Origin of the sequence: Microbacterium sp. MYb64, from assembly GCF_002979495.1 — a bacterium.
GTDB lineage: Bacteria > Actinomycetota > Actinomycetes > Actinomycetales > Microbacteriaceae > Microbacterium > Microbacterium azadirachtae_A.
The window spans coordinates 193938-214795 of sequence record NZ_PCOW01000001.1; the positions used below are offsets into that span (position 1 = coordinate 193938).

Annotated in this window: 15 protein-coding genes, 1 tRNA gene and 1 other RNA gene; 11 read left to right on the plus strand and 6 right to left on the minus strand. The window is 72.3% G+C overall.

The features are described from left to right. Positions 1 to 129 precede the first annotated feature (129 nt). Positions 130 to 217: transfer RNA gene (locus tag CQ044_RS00935), tRNA-Ser, on the minus strand. A gap of 128 nt (positions 218 to 345) precedes the next feature. Here CQ044_RS00935 and CQ044_RS00940 point away from each other — a divergent pair. The 3 genes from CQ044_RS00940 (at position 346) to CQ044_RS00950 (ending at position 3453) form a co-directional block, all read left to right on the plus strand. After that, the gene (locus CQ044_RS00940; RefSeq protein WP_258133089.1) at positions 346 to 1728 is read left to right on the plus strand and encodes an LssY C-terminal domain-containing protein; all 1383 of its coding nucleotides are present in this window, start codon (positions 346 to 348) and stop codon (positions 1726 to 1728) included. Between the two features lie 9 nt (positions 1729 to 1737). After that, positions 1738 to 2634 carry a rhodanese-related sulfurtransferase gene (locus CQ044_RS00945; RefSeq protein ID WP_105686212.1) on the plus strand — a complete coding sequence of 299 codons (897 nt, stop codon included), beginning with the start codon at positions 1738 to 1740 and terminating at the stop codon, positions 2632 to 2634. 108 nt (positions 2635 to 2742) lie between these two features. After that, the gene (locus tag CQ044_RS00950) at positions 2743 to 3453 is read left to right on the plus strand and encodes a DedA family protein (RefSeq protein WP_105686214.1); all 711 of its coding nucleotides are present in this window, start codon (positions 2743 to 2745) and stop codon (positions 3451 to 3453) included. A gap of 26 nt (positions 3454 to 3479) precedes the next feature. On the opposite strand, the gene CQ044_RS00955 is transcribed toward CQ044_RS00950, so the two are convergent. From CQ044_RS00955 to CQ044_RS00970, 4 genes are all read right to left on the minus strand, one after another. Next, positions 3480 to 6449: a DEAD/DEAH box helicase family protein gene (locus CQ044_RS00955; protein ID WP_105686215.1), complete on the minus strand. Its 2970-nt coding sequence runs from the start codon at positions 6447 to 6449 to the stop codon at positions 3480 to 3482. Positions 6450 to 6617: 168 nt separating this feature from the next. Then, positions 6618 to 8933, minus strand: coding sequence for a DUF3488 and transglutaminase-like domain-containing protein (locus tag CQ044_RS00960; RefSeq protein ID WP_181158138.1), 2316 nt, complete (start codon positions 8931 to 8933; stop codon positions 6618 to 6620). Further along, positions 8923 to 10158 carry a DUF58 domain-containing protein gene (locus tag CQ044_RS00965; protein WP_258133090.1) on the minus strand — a complete coding sequence of 412 codons (1236 nt, stop codon included), beginning with the start codon at positions 10156 to 10158 and terminating at the stop codon, positions 8923 to 8925. Before CQ044_RS00965 ends, CQ044_RS00960 begins: the two co-directional genes overlap by 11 nt. Before the next feature lie 62 nt (positions 10159 to 10220). Further along, positions 10221 to 11249 carry a MoxR family ATPase gene (locus tag CQ044_RS00970; RefSeq protein WP_105686220.1) on the minus strand — a complete coding sequence of 343 codons (1029 nt, stop codon included), beginning with the start codon at positions 11247 to 11249 and terminating at the stop codon, positions 10221 to 10223. 161 nt (positions 11250 to 11410) lie between these two features. Between CQ044_RS00970 and CQ044_RS00975 the strand changes: the two genes are divergently transcribed. The 7 genes from CQ044_RS00975 to CQ044_RS01005 all read left to right on the plus strand — a co-directional run bounded on the left by CQ044_RS00975 (position 11411) and on the right by CQ044_RS01005 (position 17959). Beyond that, positions 11411 to 11677 carry a type II toxin-antitoxin system Phd/YefM family antitoxin gene (locus CQ044_RS00975; protein ID WP_105686221.1) on the plus strand — a complete coding sequence of 89 codons (267 nt, stop codon included), beginning with the start codon at positions 11411 to 11413 and terminating at the stop codon, positions 11675 to 11677. After that, on the plus strand, positions 11674 to 11937 hold the full coding sequence (locus CQ044_RS00980) for a type II toxin-antitoxin system RelE/ParE family toxin (protein ID WP_105686223.1): 264 nt from the start codon (positions 11674 to 11676) through the stop codon (positions 11935 to 11937). The genes CQ044_RS00975 and CQ044_RS00980 overlap by 4 nt, the downstream gene beginning before the upstream one ends. A gap of 52 nt (positions 11938 to 11989) precedes the next feature. Further along, positions 11990 to 12086: signal recognition particle sRNA small type (ffs, locus tag CQ044_RS00985), an RNA gene on the plus strand. 155 nt (positions 12087 to 12241) lie between these two features. Further along, positions 12242 to 13810: an HNH endonuclease signature motif containing protein gene (locus CQ044_RS00990; RefSeq protein ID WP_105686225.1), complete on the plus strand. Its 1569-nt coding sequence runs from the start codon at positions 12242 to 12244 to the stop codon at positions 13808 to 13810. A gap of 55 nt (positions 13811 to 13865) precedes the next feature. Further along, positions 13866 to 14576: a hypothetical protein gene (locus tag CQ044_RS00995; RefSeq protein ID WP_105686226.1), complete on the plus strand. Its 711-nt coding sequence runs from the start codon at positions 13866 to 13868 to the stop codon at positions 14574 to 14576. 114 nt (positions 14577 to 14690) lie between these two features. Further along, positions 14691 to 15428, plus strand: a complete 738-nt coding sequence (locus tag CQ044_RS01000) for a beta-phosphoglucomutase family hydrolase (RefSeq protein WP_105686227.1) — start codon at positions 14691 to 14693, stop codon at positions 15426 to 15428. Between the two features lie 26 nt (positions 15429 to 15454). Further along, positions 15455 to 17959 (plus strand): glycoside hydrolase family 65 protein, encoded by a 2505-nt coding sequence (locus CQ044_RS01005; RefSeq protein ID WP_105686229.1) that lies wholly within the window; start codon positions 15455 to 15457, stop codon positions 17957 to 17959. A 79-nt stretch (positions 17960 to 18038) separates the two neighbouring features. Here the strand turns inward: CQ044_RS01005 and CQ044_RS01010 are convergent, their stop codons facing one another. Continuing rightward, on the minus strand, positions 18039 to 18218 hold the full coding sequence (locus CQ044_RS01010; protein WP_045273406.1) for a DUF1918 domain-containing protein: 180 nt from the start codon (positions 18216 to 18218) through the stop codon (positions 18039 to 18041). A gap of 164 nt (positions 18219 to 18382) precedes the next feature. On the opposite strand from CQ044_RS01010, the gene CQ044_RS01015 reads away from it, so the two are divergent. After that, positions 18383 to 20803: a DNA polymerase III subunit gamma and tau gene (locus tag CQ044_RS01015; protein WP_105686231.1), complete on the plus strand. Its 2421-nt coding sequence runs from the start codon at positions 18383 to 18385 to the stop codon at positions 20801 to 20803. The last annotated feature ends 55 nt before the right edge of the window (positions 20804 to 20858 follow it).

Here is a 20858-nt window from a genome sequence, read left to right on the forward strand (position 1 = left end):
TCCGAACGGATCCGTCCTGCGGAGTTGCATTCGTCCTTGAAACGGCGAGGCCGAACGCCCCGGCGAGGCCCCACGGGCCGGGAGACGAGTGAAGCGCCACCCCGTGGATCTCGGGGCGGCGCTTCAATCTGGCGGTGACGGCGGGATTCGAACCCGCGGTTGCTTGCACAACACACGCTTTCCAAGCGTGCTCCTTCGGCCGCTCGGACACGTCACCAGGAATACAACCTGACCATCCTATCCGATGCGACGGGATGGTCCTGACCGGTCCGGATGCACGTGCCCGCCGGACGCGTGCCCGGCCCTCGTGCCAGGATTGAGGACGACCGCGAAGGAGAGGCAGCCGTGAGCGACGCAGAGCATCCGTCGAGGCGCCGCTGGGCGCTGCAGATGCAGCAGCCGCTGCCCTCGTCGACGGTGTTCGACCGGATCGCGTTCCTCATCGGCACCGTCGCCGCGGTCTGGCTGGCGGCGATCATCTCTATCGAGGGCGTCCGCTCGCCGTGGGCGCTGCTGCTGTTCATCCCGGTGTGGGCGATCATGGCGTATCTCGTGCTGCCGCGCCTGCACCGGCTGCTGAGCGACCTCTACGTGCCCGACTACTTCTTCGGGCGCACGCGCACGGGCGACGGCCTGCTGGGGGATCCGGTCAATCTCGGGGTCGACGGCACGGCGGCGCAGCTCGACGACGTCATGACGCGGGCGGGCTGGCATCGGGCCGACGAGATCACCGCCGCCTCGACCTGGGGGATCATCGTCTCGACGCTCACCCGGCGCAGCTATCCGACGGCGCCGGTGTCGCCGCTCATGCTGTTCGGACGCCGGCACGACGTGGCCTACCAGCAGGAGGTCGCCGGCAACCCCAAGCAGCGCCACCACGTGCGCTTCTGGCACTGCCCTCCCGGCTGGCTGCTGCCCGGCGGCGCGAAGGCGGACTGGCTCGGCGCGGGCACCTACGACACCGACGTGGGCCTCAGCCTGTTCACGCTGCAGGTCACCCACCGGATCGACGAGAACACCGACGTCGAGCGCGACTTCGTGGTGCAGAGCGCGCGCGAGGCCGACCCCGCGGTGCGCGTGCGGGACCTCCGCGACTTCACCACCGGCTACCACTCCCGCAACGGAGGGGGCGACCGGTTCATCACCGACGGCCACCTGCCGATCATCGACGTGACCGGAGTGCGCACCGCCCCGCACGAGGAGACGGACGGATCCGACGACGAGTTTGATGCGGATCCCGCCGTGGACCGCCCAGGAGAAGGGCACGGCGAATCGCTGCGGGTCACGGCCGAGCGGTCGATGCGGCGCGCGCCGCTGTCGACCTTCTTCGCCGCATGCGTGGCCGTCCTCGGCGCCCTGAGCGACATCCTCGGCCTGACCCTCGGCGCCGCCGCCGATCCCGGCGTGCAATCGGTCTTCGTGTCCGCACCGCCCGAGGTGGTGGCGGTGATGCTCGGGGTGCTCGGCTTCGGGGTGCTCATCGCGGTCGCGCAGCTCGTCGTGGTCTGGTTCGTGCTGCGTCGCGGACGGCGATCCAGGGCGATCCTGATGGTGCTGCTCACGATCGGCGTGCTCTCGACCGCGATCGACTACCTCGACGGCACCGCGACGCTCGGACTCAACGGGACGCTGCTGTCCGCCTCGCTGCAGTGCCTGGCGCTGCTCGCCCTGTCGAGCGAGTCGGCAGGCGCCTGGGCCCGGCGAAGGGCGCAGCCGGCGCGCGACTAGGATCGCTGGGTGCCCACCCCGAAGATCGTGCTGTTCTACGCCTTCGCGCCCCTGCCGGATCCGGAGGCGATCCGCCTCTGGCAGCGGGACCTCGGCGAGGCGCTGCACCTGCGGGGACGGATCCTGATCTCGCCGCACGGCATCAACGGAACCCTCGGCGGAGACCTGCCGGCCGTGAAGAAGTGGCTGCGCTCGTTCCGCGCCTATGCGCCGTTCCGCGACGCCGACGTCAAGTGGAGCGAGGGAACGGCGGTCGACGCCGACGGATACAGCGCCGACTTCCCCAAGCTCAGCGTGAAGGTGCGCGACGAGATCGTCTCGTTCGGCGCCCCGGGGGAGCTGCAGGTCGACGAGCGCGGGGTGGTCGGCGGCGGCACCCGGCTGAGCCCCGACGCGCTGCATGAGCTCGTCGCCGAACGCGGGGACGACGTCGTGTTCTTCGACGGGCGCAACGCCCTGGAAGCCGGGATCGGCCGGTTCCGCGGAGCGATCGTGCCGGACGTCGAGACGACGCGCGACTTCGTCGGACTGCTCGACTCCGGCGCGTACGACAACCTCAAAGGCCGCCCCGTCGTCACCTACTGCACCGGCGGGATCCGCTGCGAGGTGCTGTCGAGTCTCATGGCGGCGCGCGGGTTCGGCGAGGTCTACCAGCTCGAGGGCGGGATCGTCCGCTACGGCGAGCGGTTCGGCGACGACGGACTGTGGGATGGATCCCTGTACGTGTTCGACGGGCGCGGATCCGTCGACTTCTCCGATCACGCGGCCGTCGTCGGCGTGTGCGCGGGCTGCGGCGCAGCCACGAACCGCACCGCGAACTGCCCGGACCCCTCGTGCCGGCATCAGGCGGTGGTCTGCGCGACGTGCGTGGCGGTGCCGTGCGCGGAGCACGCGACCACGGTCTGAGGCGCGGGCGCGCAGCGGCGTCCCGGGGCATCCGCCTACGGTGAACAGTACGGAACATCACTCTCAGGTATGACGACGGGCGTTCCCGTGCGCCGTAGCGTGGATGGCATGGACCTGCTGAACGCCTGGCTGCTGCATGCTGCGGGGCAGCTCTGGCTGTTCCCCGTGCTGCTGGTGTTCTTCTTCATCGACGGCTTCGCGACCATCCTGCCCAGCGAGACGGCGCTCGTCGCGCTGGCCGCGCTGTCGCTGCACAACGGCCAGCCGAACCTCGTGGTGCTCGGGCTGGTCGCCCTGGTCGGCGCGGTCGCGGGGGACAACATGGCGTACCTGCTCGGCCGCACGATCGGCACCGAACGCTGGGCGTGGATGCGGCGGCCGCGGGTGCACAAGATGTTCGAATGGGCCCGCTACGAGCTCGACAAGCGCGGCGCAGCGCTGATCTTCACCGCGCGGTACATCCCGTGGGGACGGGTCGCCGTGAACTACATGGCGGGCCAGACGGGCTTCCCGCACCGCAAGTTCTTCCTCTACGACCTCTTCGCGTGCATCACGTGGGTCGCCTACGCCCTGGGCATCGGACTGCTGGCCGGCCAGTGGGTGCACGAGAACCCGCTGCTCGGGGTCGGCATCGCCGTGGTGTTCGCCGTCATCCTGGGGTTCGGCATCGACCATCTGCTGCGCTGGTGGCACGGACGCCGCGGGGATGCGGAGCCGGCGCGACCAAGTTCTCCCGCCGCCGCGTCGACGGCCGGGGCCGGGCCGGAGCCGGCCTCCGCGGCCGGACTCCCGGCGAGCGGGTCCTCCGAAGGATCCTGAGCCGCCCCGGCGGCGACAGGGGACGGTCAGCCCCAGAGCGTCGTGCGCGGTTCCGCGGCGTCGAGCACCCGCGGGGTGCGACGGGCGAGCGCGAGCAGCGCGAGGCCCTGTTCGCCCTGGAGCTCGATGAGCTCCGCCGCGCCGACGTTCTCGCGCCAGTGCCGCGCGAACGCCTCGGCGTCGGCGCGACGCCGGGCGAGCACTCGGGGGACCGCCAGGAACGCCGCCCCGCGCAGATCCTCGCGGCGCATCGCGGCGACCATGCCGACGAGCGAGGTCCCGCCGCCGACGTCGTCGCGGTCGGTCCGCAGCAGGAAGCGCGGGGCGGACGGCGGGGCGAAGAGCTCCTGCACCGCATCCGCGACGATGCGCTGGTCGGGGCCGGAGAGCTCGATCCTCATCCGGTCGCCCTCGTCGCGGACGACGATCGCGGCCTCATCCGTCGGGCGGATCCGTCCGGTCTCGGCCAGGGTGCGTGTGAGCGCCACCGCCGCACCCCTGATGGACGCCGCGGGGTCGCGCCGCCGGCGGCGCTCGCGCACCAGCGGTCCGACCGCGCCGCTCAGCGAAAGTGCCGCCCCGATCGCGACGGCGATGCCGACCCCCGCGGCCGGCGTGATCGGGACGGCGCTCGCGACGAGGGCGGTGACGCCCGCGCTCCCCGTCATGCCGAGCAGCACGGCCCAGGGGAGCGCCGAGCGGACCGCACGCGTCGCGGGGACGAGCGCGGAGACCGAGGCCCTCCGCACCGTGAGCGCCTCGCGCTCCTCCGCCACGTAGGCTTCCCCGATCCGCCAGGCGGTGCGGGTCTCGGTGCGCGGGATCACCTCGGTGCGCACCAGCTCGCCGAGCGCGCTCACGGACGTCTCGGGATCCTTGCCGAGCACGCGGTTCAGCGCCTCGCGCGCGCCGTGCGACAGCGCGTTGCCGAGACCGCGGACGATCCGCCCGTCGTCGTCCGCGCTGAGTCCGAGCAGATGGCCGTGTCGCCGGGCGAGCCGGCGATGCTCCGTGGCGTCGTCCAGGGCCACGTCGGCCGGGATCAGGCAGGTCACCGACCAGTTGTGCGCGACCTTCTCCGGCCAGGCCGGATCCAGCCTCAGGGTGCGGCCGCGCAGCTGCGGGGCTCCCGTCGAGGTGGTCACGGTGGTGAGGTCGATCAGCGTGTTCACGGCGGGGCAGTCCCAGCCCTCGCCGAGCAGCCCGCGGGTGCCGACGAGGAGGCGCACGGATCCCGCCGACATCAGGGCCGAGACCGCGGCGACGATGCGCCCTGCGCCGGCACCGGGGGCGTCGAGGTCGCGCCACGGTCCGACGCCGCCCGGACGCACTTGGACGGCCGATCCCACGTGTGCGGTGAGCGCGGCCGCGAGCTCGTCTGCGCGGGCCGCCGGCACGCGGATGCGGTCCGCGGTCAGCAGCACGGGGTTCAGGGCCGCGGTCAGCGGATCGTTCACGACGAAGTCGTAGGCGCGCAGCGCCCCGGCCGCGGTCTCGCCGACGAGGCCGCGGCTGTTGCCGTGCTCCACGAAGTCGGTCACGATGACGGCTTTGACCCTCGCGCCGTCCGCTCCGCTCAGCTCGAGGCGGAGGATGTCCACAGCCGCGCGGTCCTTGGCCTCCGAGAAGGCGAGGGTGGTCTCCACCGGATCCCTGCCGCGGCGGAGTCCGCGATCGGTGAGCAGCAGGCCGAAGTCGGCGAGGGCCTTCTTGACGTAGCGCCACTGCTGCTTCGCGCGCGGATCCGGCAGCAGCCGGGTGAGTGCGAAGCGCGCCAGGACGGCGAGCAGATCGTCGGTCGTGCAGCGCTCGAACAGCACGGGCGGCAGGATCGCGCAGAGCGGATGCTGCGGGGCGAGCGTGCGCAGCACCACGCCGCAGGAGCGCGTGAGGGGGAGGTCGTCCGCGAGCGCGCGCTCGAGCGCCGCGGGGGAGGGCGGCACGATGACGGTCGCGTCGAGGGGCCCGGCGGCCGGGGCGCGCTCGGGCACCGGTGGTTCCGGCGGATCCGGATCCGCGGGCTGCAGACGCTCCTCGAGGTAGCGCATGCCATCGGGGGTGGACAGCACCTGAGCGAGCAGGGCGTCCAGGTGCTCGCCGTGCCGGCGGATGAAGGCGGCCTCGGCCGGCACCGGCTCGGTGAACCACACATGGTCGCGGTAGGGCGCGAGATGGCCCTCCTTCACCACCGCCGGGGTCGGCACCTCGAAGTCGACCTCGCCGAGCAGCTGCGTGTAGTTGTCGAACTCGGTGCCGTCTGCGACGTCCGGCAGGGTGGCCGTGAGCCCGATCACGAGGCCGCGCCCGCCGCGCTCGCGGATCGCGCCGACGAGGTAGGCGACGACGAGCGCCCAATGATCCAGTAGATGATGGCACTCGTCGAGGACGATGGTGTCGACCCCGGCGTCCACGATCCGCTCCAGGAGCGAGACCGCGTTCGGATGCAGCACGCGGGCGATCGCCTGTGGCCGCTCCCGCGTGAACCGGCGCCGGATCCGTTTCACCCGCCCGCGCAGGCCGGTGCGGTACTGCGCCGGGTTGTCGACCGCGAGCTCCGCGAGCCACGTCTCCGCCGCGGCCTGCGTGCGGCCGCTGTCCACGAGTTCGTCCGCCCACCTCGCGCGGGCGAGCGCCTCGAACGGAGACCCGTCGCCCGTGACGCTGAGCGCCTGGTAGGTCAGCGCGGTCAGGTCGCCGATGCGCAGCGGATCCGTCGACACCGCCGCGGTATCGGGAGCGAGCGCGGACGCGGTGCGCGCCCACTGCTCGCGGATCGTCGTGTTCGGGGCGAGCACGAGCGTGCGTCCGCCCTCGCGAGCGGCGAGCAGCAGTCCGAGCAGCGTCTTGCCGGAGCCGGGCGGCGCGACGATGTGCAGCTCGGATTGGGATCCGGGGGCCAACTGCGCCAGCACCTGCGCCTGGTACGTGCGCAGGGTGCCCGTGAAGCGCCAGTCCCCGAGGGGCGGATCTCCGAGGGGCGCGGTCGACTCCGCCATGCGTCCCCCTCCGTGCCGGCGCCGTCCCCGCCGTGCGGCGCCGCCGGATCGGCACCGGACTCCGAGCGTAGCCGCCGCGGGGGCGGGGTCAGGCGCGTCGGAGGCTCCGGCGTCGACTCCGCGCGTCCCCGGCGTCGAACCGGCGCGTCGCTGACGTGCGTCCGGGAATCAGGACGTCGAGGTCGCCAATAGCCGGGAGCCGAGCAGCGAGCGCGGGGTCAGCGCCGCGGCGATCCTGTCGCGACGGGAGACGTGCGCGCGCAGTCGCGCCCGGATGGCGTCGAGCGGCGGGCGCAGATCGGAGCCCTCCGGCGGGGAGCCAGATGCCAGCCGCGCATAGCTGGCGTGCTCGATCGCGCGCACGAGCGCTTCCATGGCAGCGGGATCCACCCCGCGCTCCTGCACCAGGCGCGCGCCGCGTGCGCGCGGCGACTCCGCGGACGAGGCCGGCAGGCCCAGATCCTGCAGCGTCGCGCGCAGCTCGGTCCACGCAGCCACGGCATCCCCATGGCCCGCGGCGGCGCGTCGGCGCATCGTCTGCAGACGCCGGATCAGGGCGGGGATCAGCAGCACCGCGAGCACGCCCAGGACCGTCCAGACCACCGGCATCGCCTGCAGCGCGGTCGGCGTCGACGCGCCGGCAGCACCCGCATTCGGAACATCGAGATTCTTCGGATCCTTGGCGGCGCCGGTCGACGTGGGCGCGGGCGTCGCGCCGGCGGAGGGCGCTGTGCTGCCGCCGGCGCCGGAGCTGTCCTCGGTGAACGCGGTCGGGACGCCGCGCGTCGCGGTCGGCTCGAACGGCACCCAGCCGATGCCGGCGAAGTACACCTCGGGCCAGGAGTGCAGCTGGTCCGTGGAGACCTCGTAAACGACCTTGCCGTCGTCGGAGCGGCGGTCGGTGGCCGTGCCGGGCAGGTAGCCGACGACGATCCGCGTCGGCATGCCCAGCGAACGGGCCATGAGGGCGAACGCCCCGGCGAAGTGCACGCAGTACCCTTCGCGCACGGTGAGGAACCTCGCGACCGCATCGACGTTGGTGCCGTCGAAGCCGTCGTCGACCGGCGTCTGCAGCGAATAGCGGAACCCGGCGCGGAACCACGTCTGCAGGGCGATCAGCTTGTCGTAGTCGGTGGTGGCGCCGCCGACGACCTCGCGTGCGCTGTCGGTGATGATCGCCGGCATCTTCGCGGGCAGGGCGCGCAGGTCGGCGGGGACGTCGGCCCCGGACGAGGTGGATGCGCGGATCTGATCGAGCGTCGGCTGGAGCGCAGCCGTGTCGATCGAGTAGTTCTGGTCGGCCGCGTCGGCGTTCGCCGCGATCACGGTGCGGTTGTCTGCGGCCGCGTTCCAGCTGCCGTTCTCTCCGCGCACGGCCGTGGCCTGGTACGGCACGGGCAGCCAGGATCCGGAGATCCCGGCCGTGCGGATCGTGGTCTTGGTCTTGTGCACCGCGACGCCCTCCGGAGCCGCGACGTCCCCGAACCCTTGCGACAACGGCACCGTGCTGGGCCGGTCCGGCTGCCAGGTGGATCCGTCGAATCGGGTGAGCGTCGCGATGCGCAGGTACGGCGGAGTGCCGTCCTGGGTGATCAGCGTGAGCGCGGTCACGGGGGTGGGGCGGCGCAGATCCTGCCCCAGGTTGAGGGTCGCGCTCAGTGTGGTGCTGCCGCCGCCGACGTTGAGCCCCGAGGCGGACAAGGGCAGCAACGGCGACACGATCAGCGCCGCGAGCACGGCGAGGAAGCCCAGGACGACGGCCGGCAGGCGTCGCGTGCGCAGGGGCGCGTCCGGGGCTTCTCGGCGGACCGCTGCCGTCTCCTCGCGCGCCGCCGCCCGGCGCTCGGATCCGGGGGGTGCGAACCGCACGTGCAGGAAGAACAGGATCGCGAGGGCGAGCCCGATGAACCACACCGGATTCGCGCCCTGGTGGACGACGACCCCCGGCGCCGCACCGAGCGCGGTGATCAGCACGGCGGCGATGAGCGGTGCGCGCAGTGTCACGAGCACGAGGTCGAGCACGACGGCGATGAGGCCCGCCACGGTCGCGACGCTCACGGCGATCGCGGAGGAGGACGCGAGGGGGGCGACGCCGCCGCGGATCTCGCCGAGCGCGGCGGTGAAGAACGCATCGATCGCGCGCCACACCTCGGGCGACGGCAGCAGCCACCCACGACCGGCCTGCTGCGCCGTGAAGACCGTGAGGGCGATGACGCCCGCGCCGAGCTGCACGACCGGGACGGCCGGGATCGCGAGCCACATCGGAGCCCGGCGGGTGAGGAAGCGCACGAGGGCGCCCGCGACGACCACCGTGCCCGCGGTCGCCATGGCGCCCGCGCCCCAGGCGCCGGGCTGGACGACGGCACTGAGGGGCCACACCGCCACGACCAGACCCAGCGCGGTCAGCAGCGCGGCTGCCACGGGCCCGCCGTCCATCCGGCGCTGCCGCGGGGGACCCCCGTATGCGCTGATGTCAGCGGACATGCGCCGCCTCCTGCGCACCGTGCGCGGAGCCGGCGTCCGCCGTCGCGGATCCGGGCTCGCCCGCGCCGGTGTCGGCCCAGGCATCAGCGGGATCGTCGCCGAGCTCCGCGGTCCGCCAGCCCTGCGTCTCGGCGGCGGACAGCGCGTCCGGCCCGGGGGCGGTGGCGATCAGGATCGGGGTTCCCGCCCCGCCGTGCGGGAGCGCGCCGGCGTCGGCCGCGTCGATCGCGCCCGTGATCACGACGAGCGGACCGACCGTGTGCCCTTCGCTCGCCGCCGGGAGCCCGTGGTCGCGCTCGCCGGAGCGCGGCGCCGTGCCGGCGAGGCTCACCAGCAGGCCGTCGCGCTCGTCCTCCGCGCCGCGCAGCCGGCCGATCAGCACGCCGGTCGCGTCGACCACGTCGACCGCGAAGCCGTTGTCCACGAGATGCACGGCGATCGAGGCGCAGGCCGTGACGGCGCGGTCGAAGGCTTCGAAGTCCGTGTCCCCGCCCGCCGTGACCCAGCGTGCACCGGCGCGGTCGAGCACCACCAGGGCGTCGGGGCTCGACTCCTGCTCCTCCTGGCGCACCATCAGATCGCCGCGGTGCGCCGTCGCGCGCCAGTGGATGCGCCGCATCGAGTCCCCGGGGACGTACCGGCGGGGGGAGAGGTTGTCCGCGCCCTGACCGAGCCGGTGCGACGAGGTCTGCGCCGTGCCTCCGGCGCGCCCCGTGCGGTCGGTCAGCCGCGGAAGCGGCACGACCTGCGGCACGATCGTGATCGGCGTCACATCGCCGAGCTCATCGGTGCGGACGAACAGTCCGAACGGATCCGCGGTGCTGAGCCGCAGCGGGCCGAGGGAGGCGAGTCCGCGGCGCACCCCCGAGATCGGGTAGCTCATCGTCATGGTGGCCCCGCCGGGGATCCGCTCGACGTCATCGGGAGGGAAGGGGCCGGTGGCGGAGCCGTGCACGGCGGCGGGCAGCCCATCGCGCCAGCGCCCCGTCGGCTCCCTCATGACCGTGCGGAGATCCACGCGCACCCGCACCGAGGTGTCGTCGCCGACCGTGAGCAGGTCCGCGGCGACCGTCCGGCCGACCTGGGCACGGCGGCGCGGGACGAACACGAACAGCGCCGCCAGGACCAGCAGTGCGAACAACAGTGCGGCCACGTACAGCAGCACAGGCGTGGCGAGCACGTTCGCGCCGATCACGAGGAGTATTCCGGTAAGGAGCGCGCTCACGCCGCGCCCGGTCATCCTCCGGCCGGGCGGATCCGCTTCGCGGTGTGCGCGCTCTCGCCGGTTCACCGCGGAAGGCCCACCGGCACCGGGATCCGCCTCACGATGCCCTCGAGCGCGGCCTCGATCGGGCGTGCGCCGGCCCGGTGCAGCCCGCGAGCGGGGATCAGCCGGTGTGCGAACACGGCGGGGAGCAGCGAGGTGAGATCGTCCGGGACGACGTAGTCGCGCCCGTCGAGCGCGGCCTGCACCTTCGCCGCGCGCACGAGCTGCAGCGTCGCCCGGGGGCTCGCCCCGAGATGCAGGTTCGGGTCGCTCCGGGTGGCCTGCGACAGGGCCACGGCGTACTCCTCGAGCGTCGGCGCGACGTGCACTGACCGCGCCCAGGTGATGAGCGCGCGGACGTCGGTCGCGGTCAGCACGGGGCGGATGCCGTCGAGCGGGTTGGCCGTGTCGCGCTGGCGCAGCATGAGCGTCTCGGCCGCCGCATCCGGGTAGCCCATCGAGATCCGCATCATGAACCGGTCGCGCTGCGCCTCCGGCAGGGCGTAGGTGCCCTCCATCTCGAGGGGGTTCTGGGTGGCGACCACGAGGAACGGATCCGGGAGCGGCCGGGAGTTCCCGTCCACGGTGACCTGGTGCTCCTCCATCGCCTCCAGCAGCGCGGACTGGGTCTTGGGCGAGGAGCGGTTGATCTCGTCGGCGATGACGATGTGCGCGAACACGGCGCCCGGCTTGAACTCGAACTCCTGCGCGACCGGGTTGTAGACGCTCACGCCGGTGACGTCGCCGGGCAGCAGATCCGGGGTGAACTGGATGCGGCGCACGGTCGCATCGATGCTCGCCGCGAGAGCGCGCGCGAGCATGGTCTTCCCGACGCCCGGCACGTCTTCCACGAGCAGATGCCCCTCCGCGAGCAGGCAGATCAGCGCGCTGCGGACGGCGTCGGCCTTGCCGTCGATCACCTCGGTGATGGAGGACAGGATCGCGGCGGTCTGGCGGGCGAAGCCGGTCGCGTCGATCCCGGCGGCGTCGCGAGAGGTCGCGTCCAGGGCGGTGCTCGTGGTGACGTCGGCGGTGTTCGTGGCGTGCATGCGTCCCTCTCACCGGGCGCCGCGGTGCGCCCGCGTCTTGATCGTAACCCGGGGCGGGGACGATGAGACGGGATGCAGGATCCCGATCGATGCGGACCCTTTCCTCATCGAGAGGGAAAAGGGTCTATTGGCACTATTGGGGACTTTGGTATCATTGGGTCATGTCCGATGTGATGCTGTCCGACGCCAAGCGTCAGCTGGGTGCGCTCGTGGAGCGTGCGCATGTGGCGCATGAGCCCGTTTTCCTGTCTCGTCGGGGCCGTCGTGTCGTGGCGATCGTCGACGCCGCCGACTTCGAGCGGATGCGGGAGCTCGCGGAGGACGCGGAGGATGCGGCTGCCGCCGTCGCCGCGCGACGCGAGATGGCGGAGACCTCCGAGCTGCCTGTGCCATGGGATGAGGTCAAGGCCGAGCTCGGGCTCGCATGAGCTTCGCGATCGAGTTCGCGCCGTCCGCCCTCCGGCAATTGAGGAAGCTGGATCCCGTCGCACGGCGGCGTATCCAGGCCGCGGTGGAGTTGCTGGCGGACGAGCCGCGCCCGCCGGCCGCGAAACCACTCGTGAACAGCGATGGGGCCTGGCGCGTGCGCATCGGCGACTATCGCGTGATCTACGACATCCAGGACGGCCGGCTGATCGTGCTGGTACTCGCGGTCGGGCACCGCAGGGAGATCTACCGCGAGAAGTGAGGCAGGTCCTCCGCCCGGTCGTCGGCCGCCCGCGAGCTCGGGTAGACTGGACGACGGCTCTCCGCGTGGCGGCACCCAGGCCAATTCCCCCAGGGCGGAAACGCAGCAAGGGTAACCAGGCTCTGCCGGGTGCGCGGAGGGTCTTTTCTTTTGCCCTGCGGCGTGCGCCGTGCGTATCGCCTGTGCCGCTGGCATGCGCGAAATCCGTCCTGCACAGCAGGCGGATCCGGGAAGTTCTGCACAGATCGGAAATATCCCCTGATCTGGGCGTTCGAATGTCTGTGGCCCTGGGTTGAATAGGGGTATGACATCGACGACGCGCGAGGCTCTGGAACAGGTCGAGCACCTGCTCCAGCAGGTGTGCGCGTCGGCTGAGGTGACGACGCAGTTCGAGGGCGTCGCGGATCCGGAGACGATTCGCATCCTGCAGTCGCTCGGGCGCGTGCAGCGGCTGCTCGACGCGGGCATCACAGCCGCGGCCGCACATGCGAAGGAGCGGGAGGCCGGGGCCGCGTCATCGACGATCAGCGCTACCGCTGGGTGCGCTGACCTGACCGAGCTGCTGCGCCGTGCACTGCGGGCGGATGTGGGCACGGCCCGCAAGTACGTGCGCGCTGCGGACGCGGTCGGGTGCGACTTCCTGCTGTCTGCGGGAGAGCACGCGCCGGCGCGGTTCGAGGCGCTCGGGCAGGCCCTGCGTGACGGGGAGATCTCCGTGACGGGGTTGCTCGCCGCGATCGGTCCCGTCGAGCGGGCCCGCGCGCGGATCACCGACGATGAGCGTGAGGCTCTCGACGCTCTGCTCGCGAACACGGCCCGAGGACTGGATCTGCCCGACGAGCACGGCAACCCCGGCCCCGCGCCGTCCACCGACGAACTCGCCGACTTCGCCCGCGCCCTGATGCTCCGGATCGACCCTGATGGCGCCGAGCCCGACGACCGGCGAGCAGAGCACAACCGGGGGTTCACGATCGGCCGCCTTCGCGACGGCGTGCGTCCGGTGCAGGGCGGACTGCTGCCGGAGGTCGCCGGGGTGCTGGAGCGCCTGTTCGACGCGCTCAACAACCCCGCCGCCGCCGGCTCTCCCGACCTGAGCAGGCGCGCCGGAAGCGATTCGGATCCTGCTTCCGGAGGATCCGGCGCGTCGGCCGGGTCCGATGATTCTGGTGGCGGACGCGGGGACGTGCGCTTCTGCGAGCCCGTCGACGACCCGCTCGATCCGGCCCTCGAAGGCGGCCCGGCCGCCCCGGTCGACACCCGCGCGCGGGCGCAGCGCAACCACGACAACCTCGCCGCGATCCTGAACGTCGCCGCCGCCCACGCGGACATGCCCACGCTCGGCGGCGCGGCCCCGACACTGGTCGTCTCCGTGTCCGCGGCGGACTACGCCCGCGGCACCGGACGAGCGTTCATCGAGGGCATGAACGACGACGTTCCCCTGTCGGTCGCCCACCACACCGCCTGCGCCGGCGGGATCCAGCGGGTGCTGTACGACGAACACGGCCAGATCGTCTCCCTCGGCACCTCGGCGCGGATCTTCAACGCCCTGCAACGCCGCGCGATCCTGCATCGCGATCGGGAGTGCGTGATCCCCGGCTGCCATGTGCCCGCGACGTGGTGCGAGATCCATCACGTCCGAGAGCATGCCGACGGCGGCCCGACCCACACCAGCAACGGCGTCGCCCTCTGCTGGCATCACCACCGCACCCTCGACACCTCGGGATGGCGGATCCGCATGAGCCACGGCGCCCCCGAGATCCGCGGACCGCACTGGTGGGACCCGCACGGCGCCTGGCGCCGCCCACGCAACCGCGGCGGCAGCCCCAGCTCCGTCCGTCGGCCCCTCGCCGATGCCTTCGGCCCATCCGGGTGAACCAGCCCAGAACCAGGTTCGAAGGATCGGCCCGCAGACGCGCTAGTGTCCGAGCATGGGACGCGACGAGCGCAGGCCCACCGTGTACTCCGCGGTGCCAAAGAACCTCACGGCCCCGTACGTGATCCCGCCGCTCGAACACGATCGGGACGGCCGCCCTCGTCCCGCCGGCGCCCCGGCGCCCGAGACGCCTCCGCAGCGACGGTCGTGGACGCCCCTCATCTTCATCGGCATCGCGGCGCTCATCCTGATCCCCGCCGCGCTCGGGCTCGTCGCCGGACTGTCGGAGCAGTCCTCGTCCGAGGGGTCCGCGCCCGACGGCGTCCATCCGGTCGTCGAGACAGGCGCGCCCGCGTCACCCGCCCCACCCGTCCCGGCCGCCCCGGTCGTCGACCCGGCGTATCCCGCGCTGGATCCCGCACAGCTGGAGGCCCTTCTCCGCGACCCGGCCGGCCATGAGGGGGAGCAGCACACGGCCTATGTCGAGATCCAGGTCGGCACCGAGACCATTCCGCAGAGCCTGCGCGACACCACGGGGCTCATCGGGTTCATCGGCGTGGCCCCGCCGGAGGACACGCTGCAGGACGCCGCGAATCCGATCGCCCTGACGGCGGATCCGGGGGTGCTCGATGCCGCGGTGAGCGGCGACGTGCTGCGGATCGAGTTCGTGGTGCCCTCGGCGGCGGGTCGGACCACGGTGTACAACGGCTCCGGGATCCCCGAGCTGCGGGTCGTCACCGCCGAGAAGGTCGCGACCCTGCCCTGAGTTTCGACGTCCGCACGCCTTCCCGCGGCACCCCGTGCGCACTACCCTGGACAGGGTGGCACCCAGACGTGCCGATCCGAAAGATCCCGTTCTCAGCCACCCGGAGGCTCCGCCGTGCCCGACACCCCCGCAGCGCTTCCCGATCTGCATCGCTCGGCCGCCGTGCTGTTCGATCTCGACGGCGTGCTGACGCCGACCGCCGAGGTGCACATGCGCGCCTGGCAGGCGGTGTTCGACGAGGTGTTCCTGCTCTGGGACATCGCGCCCGCGTACACCGACGAGGACTACTTCGCGTACGTCGACGGGAAGAAGCGCTACGACGGCGTCGCGAGCCTGCTCCGCAGCCGCAACGTGGAGATCCCGTGGGGATCCGTCGACGACGACCCGGAGGCCGACACCATCTGCGGGATCGGCAACCGCAAGAACGTCGCCTTCTCCGAGGCGCTGCGCCGTGACGGCATCGCGCCGTATCCCGGATCCCTCGCCCTGCTGCAGGAGCTGCGCGCCGCGGAGGTTCCGATGGCAGTGGTGTCCAGCTCCAAGAACGCGGAGGAGGTGCTGGCCACGGCCGGCATCCGCGACTTCTTCACGGTGATCGTCGACGGCGTCGTCGCCGAGCGCGAGCACCTCGCGTCCAAGCCCGCGCCCGACGTGTTCCGCGTCGGCGCCGAGCGCATCGGCGTCGACCCGGCATCCGCGGTCGCCGTCGAGGACGCGACCAGCGGCGTCGCCTCGGCTGCCGCGGCCGGCTACGGCACGGTCGTCGGCGTCGACCGCGGAGCCGGATCCGACACCCTCCTCGCCCATGGCGCGACCGTCGTCGTGGACGACCTCGACCGCTTCCTGTCCTGAACCGATCCCCTCACGGAGAGCACTGCATGATCGATCGCGACCTCTTCCCCGTCGACCCGTGGCGTCTGGTCGAGACGTCCTATCCGCACGTAAACCCTGGCGTCTCGGAGACGCTCATGGGTCTCGGCAACGGATATCTCGGCCTGCGCGGCAATCACATCGAGGGCCGCAACGCGCTCGAGCACGGCACCTTCATCAACGGGCTGCATGAGACCTGGAAGATCCGCCATGCCGAACAGGCGTTCGGCTTCGCCGAGGTCGGCCAGACGATCGTGAACGCCCCGGACGCCAAGGTCATGCGGGTGTACGTCGACGACGAGCCGCTGAGCTTCGACGAGGCGGATGTGCGCGAGTACCGCCGTGAGCTCGACTTCCGCACGGGTGTCCTCAGCCGAGAGGTGCTGTGGGAGACGCCCTCGGGCAAGCGGGTGCGCATCCGCGACGAGCGCATCGTGTCCTTCGTCGAGCGCCACCTCGCGGTGCTGCGCCTCGAGGTCACGGTCGAGAACTCCGACGCCCCCGTGACGATCTCGTGCCAGCTGCTGAACCGGCAGGACGGCGAGGACGTGTACGGCGGCGTGCCGTCGATGGCGGCGGGATCCCCGGGGGAGAAGGCCGGCTTCGATCCGCGCAAGGCGGAGCGGATCGGCGACCGCGTGCTGCAGCCCGCCGAGTACTGGCAGGACGGCGGGCGTTCCGCCCTCGCCTATCGCGTCGCGGACTCCGGCATGACCCTCGCCGTGGTCGCCGACCACCTGGTCGAGACCGAGAACGAGTACACCGCACGGCAGCTCGTCGAGCCCGACATCGCGAAGAACGTGTTCCGGGTGCAGGCGAAGGCCGGCGTCCCCACGCGCGTGACGAAGCTCGTGAGCTACCACACGTCCCGCGGGGTGCCGGCGCGCGAGCTCATCGACCGCTGCCGGCGCACGCTCGACCGTGCCGCGGTGGAGGGCGTCGAGGCGCAGTTCGCCAAGCAGGCCGAGTGGCTGACCGCGTTCTGGGAGCGCAGCGACGTGCGCATCGCGGGACACGACGACCTGCAGCAGGCGACCCGCTGGTGCCTGTTCCAGATTGCGCAGGCCTCCGCGCGCGCCGACGGCGCCGGCGTCTCGGCGAAGGGCGTGAGCGGATCCGGCTACGGCGGGCACTACTTCTGGGACACCGAGGTGTACGTGCTGCCGTTCCTCACCTACACGTCCCCGCAGTTCGCGCGCAACGCGCTGCGCTGCCGCGTGCACATGCTGCCCGCCGCGCGCCGCCGTGCAGGCCAGCTGAACGAGGGCGGGGCGCTCTTCCCCTGGCGCACGATCAACGGCGAGGAGGCCAGCGCGTACTACGCCGCGGGCACCGCGCAGTATCACATCAACGCCGACGTCAGCTATGCGCTCGGGAAGTACGTGCGCGCGACCGGCGACGACGACTTCCTCTACCGACAGGGCGTGGACATCGCCGTCGAGACCGCGCGGATGTGGGCGACGCTGGGCTTCTGGCGCTCCGCCGCGGGGGTCGACACGTTCCACATCCACGGTGTCACCGGCCCGGACGAGTACACCACCGTCGTCAACGACAACCTCTTCACGAACGTCATGGCCCGGTACAACCTGCGCTTCGCGGCGCGCGTGGTGCGGGAGATGGCCGCGGACGCGCCGGAGGCGTACGACGCGGCGGTGGAGCGGCTCGGCATCGAGCCCGCCGAGGTCGAGCGCTGGGAGCGCGCGGCCGACGCGATGCACATCCCGTTCAGCCCCGCGCTGGGGATCCACCCGCAGGATTCGCTGTTCCTCGAGCGCGAGGTGTGGGATCTGCCGGCCACCCCGCCCGAGCAGCGCCCCCTGCTGCTGCACTTCCACCCGCTCGTGATCTACCGGTTCCAGGTGCTGAAGCAGGCGGACGTGGTGCTCGCGCTGTTCCTGCAGGGCAACCACTTCACCGAGGCGGAGAAACTCGCCGACTTCGAGTACTACGACCCGCTCACCACGGGCGACTCGACCCTGTCGGCGGTCGTGCAGTCGATCCTCGCCGCGGAGGTCGGGTACCAGGATCTCGCGCACGAGTACTTCGAGCATGCGATCTACGTCGACCTGGGCGACCTGCACCGCAACGCCTCGGACGGCGTGCACGTGGCGTCCGCGGGTGGCGTGTGGACGGCGCTCGTGTGCGGATTCGGCGGCATGCGCGACCACGACGGCGAGCTCAGCTTCGATCCCCGTCTGCCGACCGACTGGCCGGAGCTGTCGTATCCGCTGCAGTGGCACGGCTCCCAGCTGCAGATCACGCTGACCGCGGACCAGTTGCTGGTCGAGGTCCGCTCGGGAGATCCGGTCTCGTTCTCGGTGCGCGGAGCCGCGCACACGGCGTCGATCGACGCTCCTGCCGCCGTGCATCTCGCGGACCAGGGCCCTGTCCTGCGCGGGCGTCCGGAGTTCGGTTCGCAGGCACGCCGCGAGGACGGCACGATCCTGTCGCCGACCGTTCCGACGACCTCGGCCATCCCGATCGTCGGTTACGCCGGAGAATCGGGGGAGTAGTCCCGTCCGTGGCGCCGGTCCCCGAGACTCTCGAGGGGATCGGCGCCCGCCGCAGGGGCCGGTGCTTCGCGGCCCCTGCCTATTCGCCGTGCCTGATCTCGCAGTCACTGCCCGGTGAGAGCACCGCCTCGTGCCCGTCGTCGTAGCGCACGACGAGGAGTTCGCCGCGCACCTCGAGGACCACGCCGGATCGCTCCGCGCCGCCCACCACCCGGCCGTGGATGCGGATCCGGTCGCCTGCTGCCACCTGCGTCATCATCCACCTCCTCCTTCAGGGTACGTCCGTTCGAGGGGCTGCGGCAGGGGTTCGCCGTGGCTTCTCCCGCACCGTCCGGCGGGGCATCGGCGCCGACGCCGCAGACGCCCAGGCGCCGGCGCCGGATGGCCCGCGCCGATGTCCGACGCACACCGTAGTCTTGTCGGGTGAGCACAGCCCTGTACCGCCGTTACCGGCCCGAGAACTTCGGGGAGATGATCGGGCAGTCGCAGGTGACCGATCCGCTCATGACCGCGCTGCGCGGCGACAGGGTGGGCCACGCCTATCTGTTCTCCGGCCCGCGAGGCTGCGGGAAGACCACGTCCGCACGGATCCTGGCGCGCTGTCTGAACTGCGCCGAAGGCCCCACCGACACCCCGTGCGGCGTGTGCCCGAGCTGTGTCGAGCTGTCGCGCAACGGCGGCGGATCCCTCGACGTCGTCGAGATCGACGCGGCCAGCCACAACGGCGTCGACGACGCCAGGGATCTGCGCGAGCGCGCGACGTTCGCGCCCAGCCGGGACCGGTTCAAGATCTTCATCCTCGACGAGGCGCACATGGTGACGCCGCAGGGCTTCAACGCGCTGCTGAAGCTCGTCGAGGAGCCGCCGCCGCACATCAAGTTCATCTTCGCGACGACCGAGCCCGAGAAGGTGCTCGGCACGATCCGCTCCCGGACGCACCACTACCCGTTCCGGCTGGTGCCGCCGGCGGCGATGCTCGAGTACGTCGAGAAGCTCTGCGCCGAAGAAGGCGTGACCGTCGCCCAGGGCGTGCTGCCGCTCGTCGTGCGCGCCGGCGGCGGATCCCCGCGCGACACGCTGTCGTTGCTCGACCAGCTCATCGCGGGCTCCGAGAACGGCGACGTCGGCTACGAGCGTGCGGTCGCGCTGCTCGGCTACACGCACTCCGCGCTGCTCGACGAGATCGTCGACGCCCTCGCCGCGGGCGACGCGGCCGCCGCCTTCCCCGCGATCGACCGGGTGGTGCAGACAGGACAGGATCCGCGCCGCTTCGTCGACGACCTGCTGGAGCGGCTGCGCGACCTCATCGTGATCGCCGCGGTCGGGGATGCGGCCTCTGCCGTGCTGCGCGGGGTTCCGGAGGACGAACTGACCCGCATGCGCGGCCAGGCCGTGGCGTTCGGCGGTCCGCGCCTTTCGCGCGCGGCCGACCTGGTCAGCTCGGCGCTCGACGACATGTCGGGCGCGACGTCGCCGCGTCTGCATCTCGAGCTGCTCGTCGCCCGCGTGCTCACCGCTCTCGCCGGCGGCGGGGAGACGGCGCCCGTGGCGAATCCCGCCTCGGCACCGGCTGCGAAGCCCGTTTCGGCACTCCCGGTCGTTGAGCAAGGACGCGAAGCGACCGAGACGAAACGCGGCGATTCCGTTGCCGCCGCCGTCGCCCCGGCTGCATCACCGACTCCGGCAGCTGAGCCCAGCCCGGTCCCTGAGCGAGCGCAGCGAGACGAAGGGCGCCAGTCCGCCGCATCTCCTGTCGGCGAGCCGGATCCAGTCGCCGAAACCGCTGCTTCCGCGCCGTCCGGTCCCGTCGATTTCGACCGGGTCCGGGCTTCCTGGACCGCGGTGCTCGGACGACTCGAGAAGATCAGCCGCGGGTCCTGGCTCGTGGTCACCGCGGTGCAGCCGCTCGCCTACGACACCGAGACCGAGGTGCTCACACTCGGGTTCCCCGGACCGAACGACGTCGCGCGGTTCAAGGGCACGAAGCCCGGTGACGGTCCGTCCGACCACCTGCGCACGGCGATCGAGGGCGAACTCGCCGTCAAGGTCAAATATCTGCCGGCCCCGCTGCCCGCGGCGGCGCCCGAACGGAAGTTAGCAGAGGGCGGGAAGGCCCCGCGCCCCTCCGACCAGACCTCGTCCGAGTCCGCGGAGCGGGGCCCCGACTCGGCATCGCCCGCGACGCCCCCGTCGCCGTCGTCGAGCACGGCCCGGGCGCCGCAGCGCCCGGTTGCGACGGCCTCCGCCCCCGTCACCGAGTGGGCGGTCGCCTCGATTCCGCAGGGCGAGTCGGAGTCCGCTCCGCCGGCGGACGCAGCCGCTTCCCTGCCCGCTGCGACAGAACCTCCCGCGCCTGAAGCCGAACCCGCCGCGTCCGCACCGCGGGTGGCGCAGTTCCCGGTCGACGAGGAACCCGCCGACATCGAAGCGATGCCGGCGTCCGGCTGGTACGAGCCCGGGCACGACGGGGACGTCCTCGACGACGAACCTCCGTTCCCCGACGACGCCGACGATCCGGGCCCGGATGCCGGCCCCGGTCGCTACAGCGCCGCCCCAGAGCCCGCTTTGGCTCCGGTCGGACAGGCCATGTCCGAGGTCGGCGGAGCGGATCCGAGTCCTGCACCCGCCGCCGCACGACCGGATCCGAGTCCTGCACCCGCAGCCGCCGCTGCACGACCGGATCCGGCGCCGCGCGTTGCGCCTCCCGCGCCTGCGGTCATCGACCGTGCTCCGCGCTCCGGCGCTCCCGGCGTGCAGCGCTACGGCGAGGCGGTGGTGCGCCAGGTGCTCGGCGCGAGGTTCCTCCGCGAGGAGCCGTACGAGCCGCAGACCCGGTTCCAGTGAGGAACCGCGACAGCGGCGACCAGGTGAAGTGAACGAGCGATCATGAGGATCACGA

Coding starts and splice junctions, on each gene's coding strand:
- CQ044_RS00995 (WP_105686226.1), top strand. CDS start 13,866: ATGGGACGCGACGAGCGCAGGCCCACCGTGTACTCCGCGGTGCCAAAG.
- CQ044_RS00955 (WP_105686215.1), bottom strand. CDS start 6,449: ATGGCGGAGTCGACCGCGCCCCTCGGAGATCCGCCCCTCGGGGACTGG.
- CQ044_RS00980 (WP_105686223.1), top strand. CDS start 11,674: ATGAGCTTCGCGATCGAGTTCGCGCCGTCCGCCCTCCGGCAATTGAGG.
- CQ044_RS00960 (WP_181158138.1), bottom strand. CDS start 8,933: ATGTCCGCTGACATCAGCGCATACGGGGGTCCCCCGCGGCAGCGCCGG.
- CQ044_RS01005 (WP_105686229.1), top strand. CDS start 15,455: ATGATCGATCGCGACCTCTTCCCCGTCGACCCGTGGCGTCTGGTCGAG.
- CQ044_RS00990 (WP_105686225.1), top strand. CDS start 12,242: ATGACATCGACGACGCGCGAGGCTCTGGAACAGGTCGAGCACCTGCTC.
- CQ044_RS00975 (WP_105686221.1), top strand. CDS start 11,411: ATGTCCGATGTGATGCTGTCCGACGCCAAGCGTCAGCTGGGTGCGCTC.
- CQ044_RS00970 (WP_105686220.1), bottom strand. CDS start 11,249: ATGCACGCCACGAACACCGCCGACGTCACCACGAGCACCGCCCTGGAC.
- CQ044_RS00950 (WP_105686214.1), top strand. CDS start 2,743: ATGGACCTGCTGAACGCCTGGCTGCTGCATGCTGCGGGGCAGCTCTGG.
- CQ044_RS01010 (WP_045273406.1), bottom strand. CDS start 18,218: ATGATGACGCAGGTGGCAGCAGGCGACCGGATCCGCATCCACGGCCGG.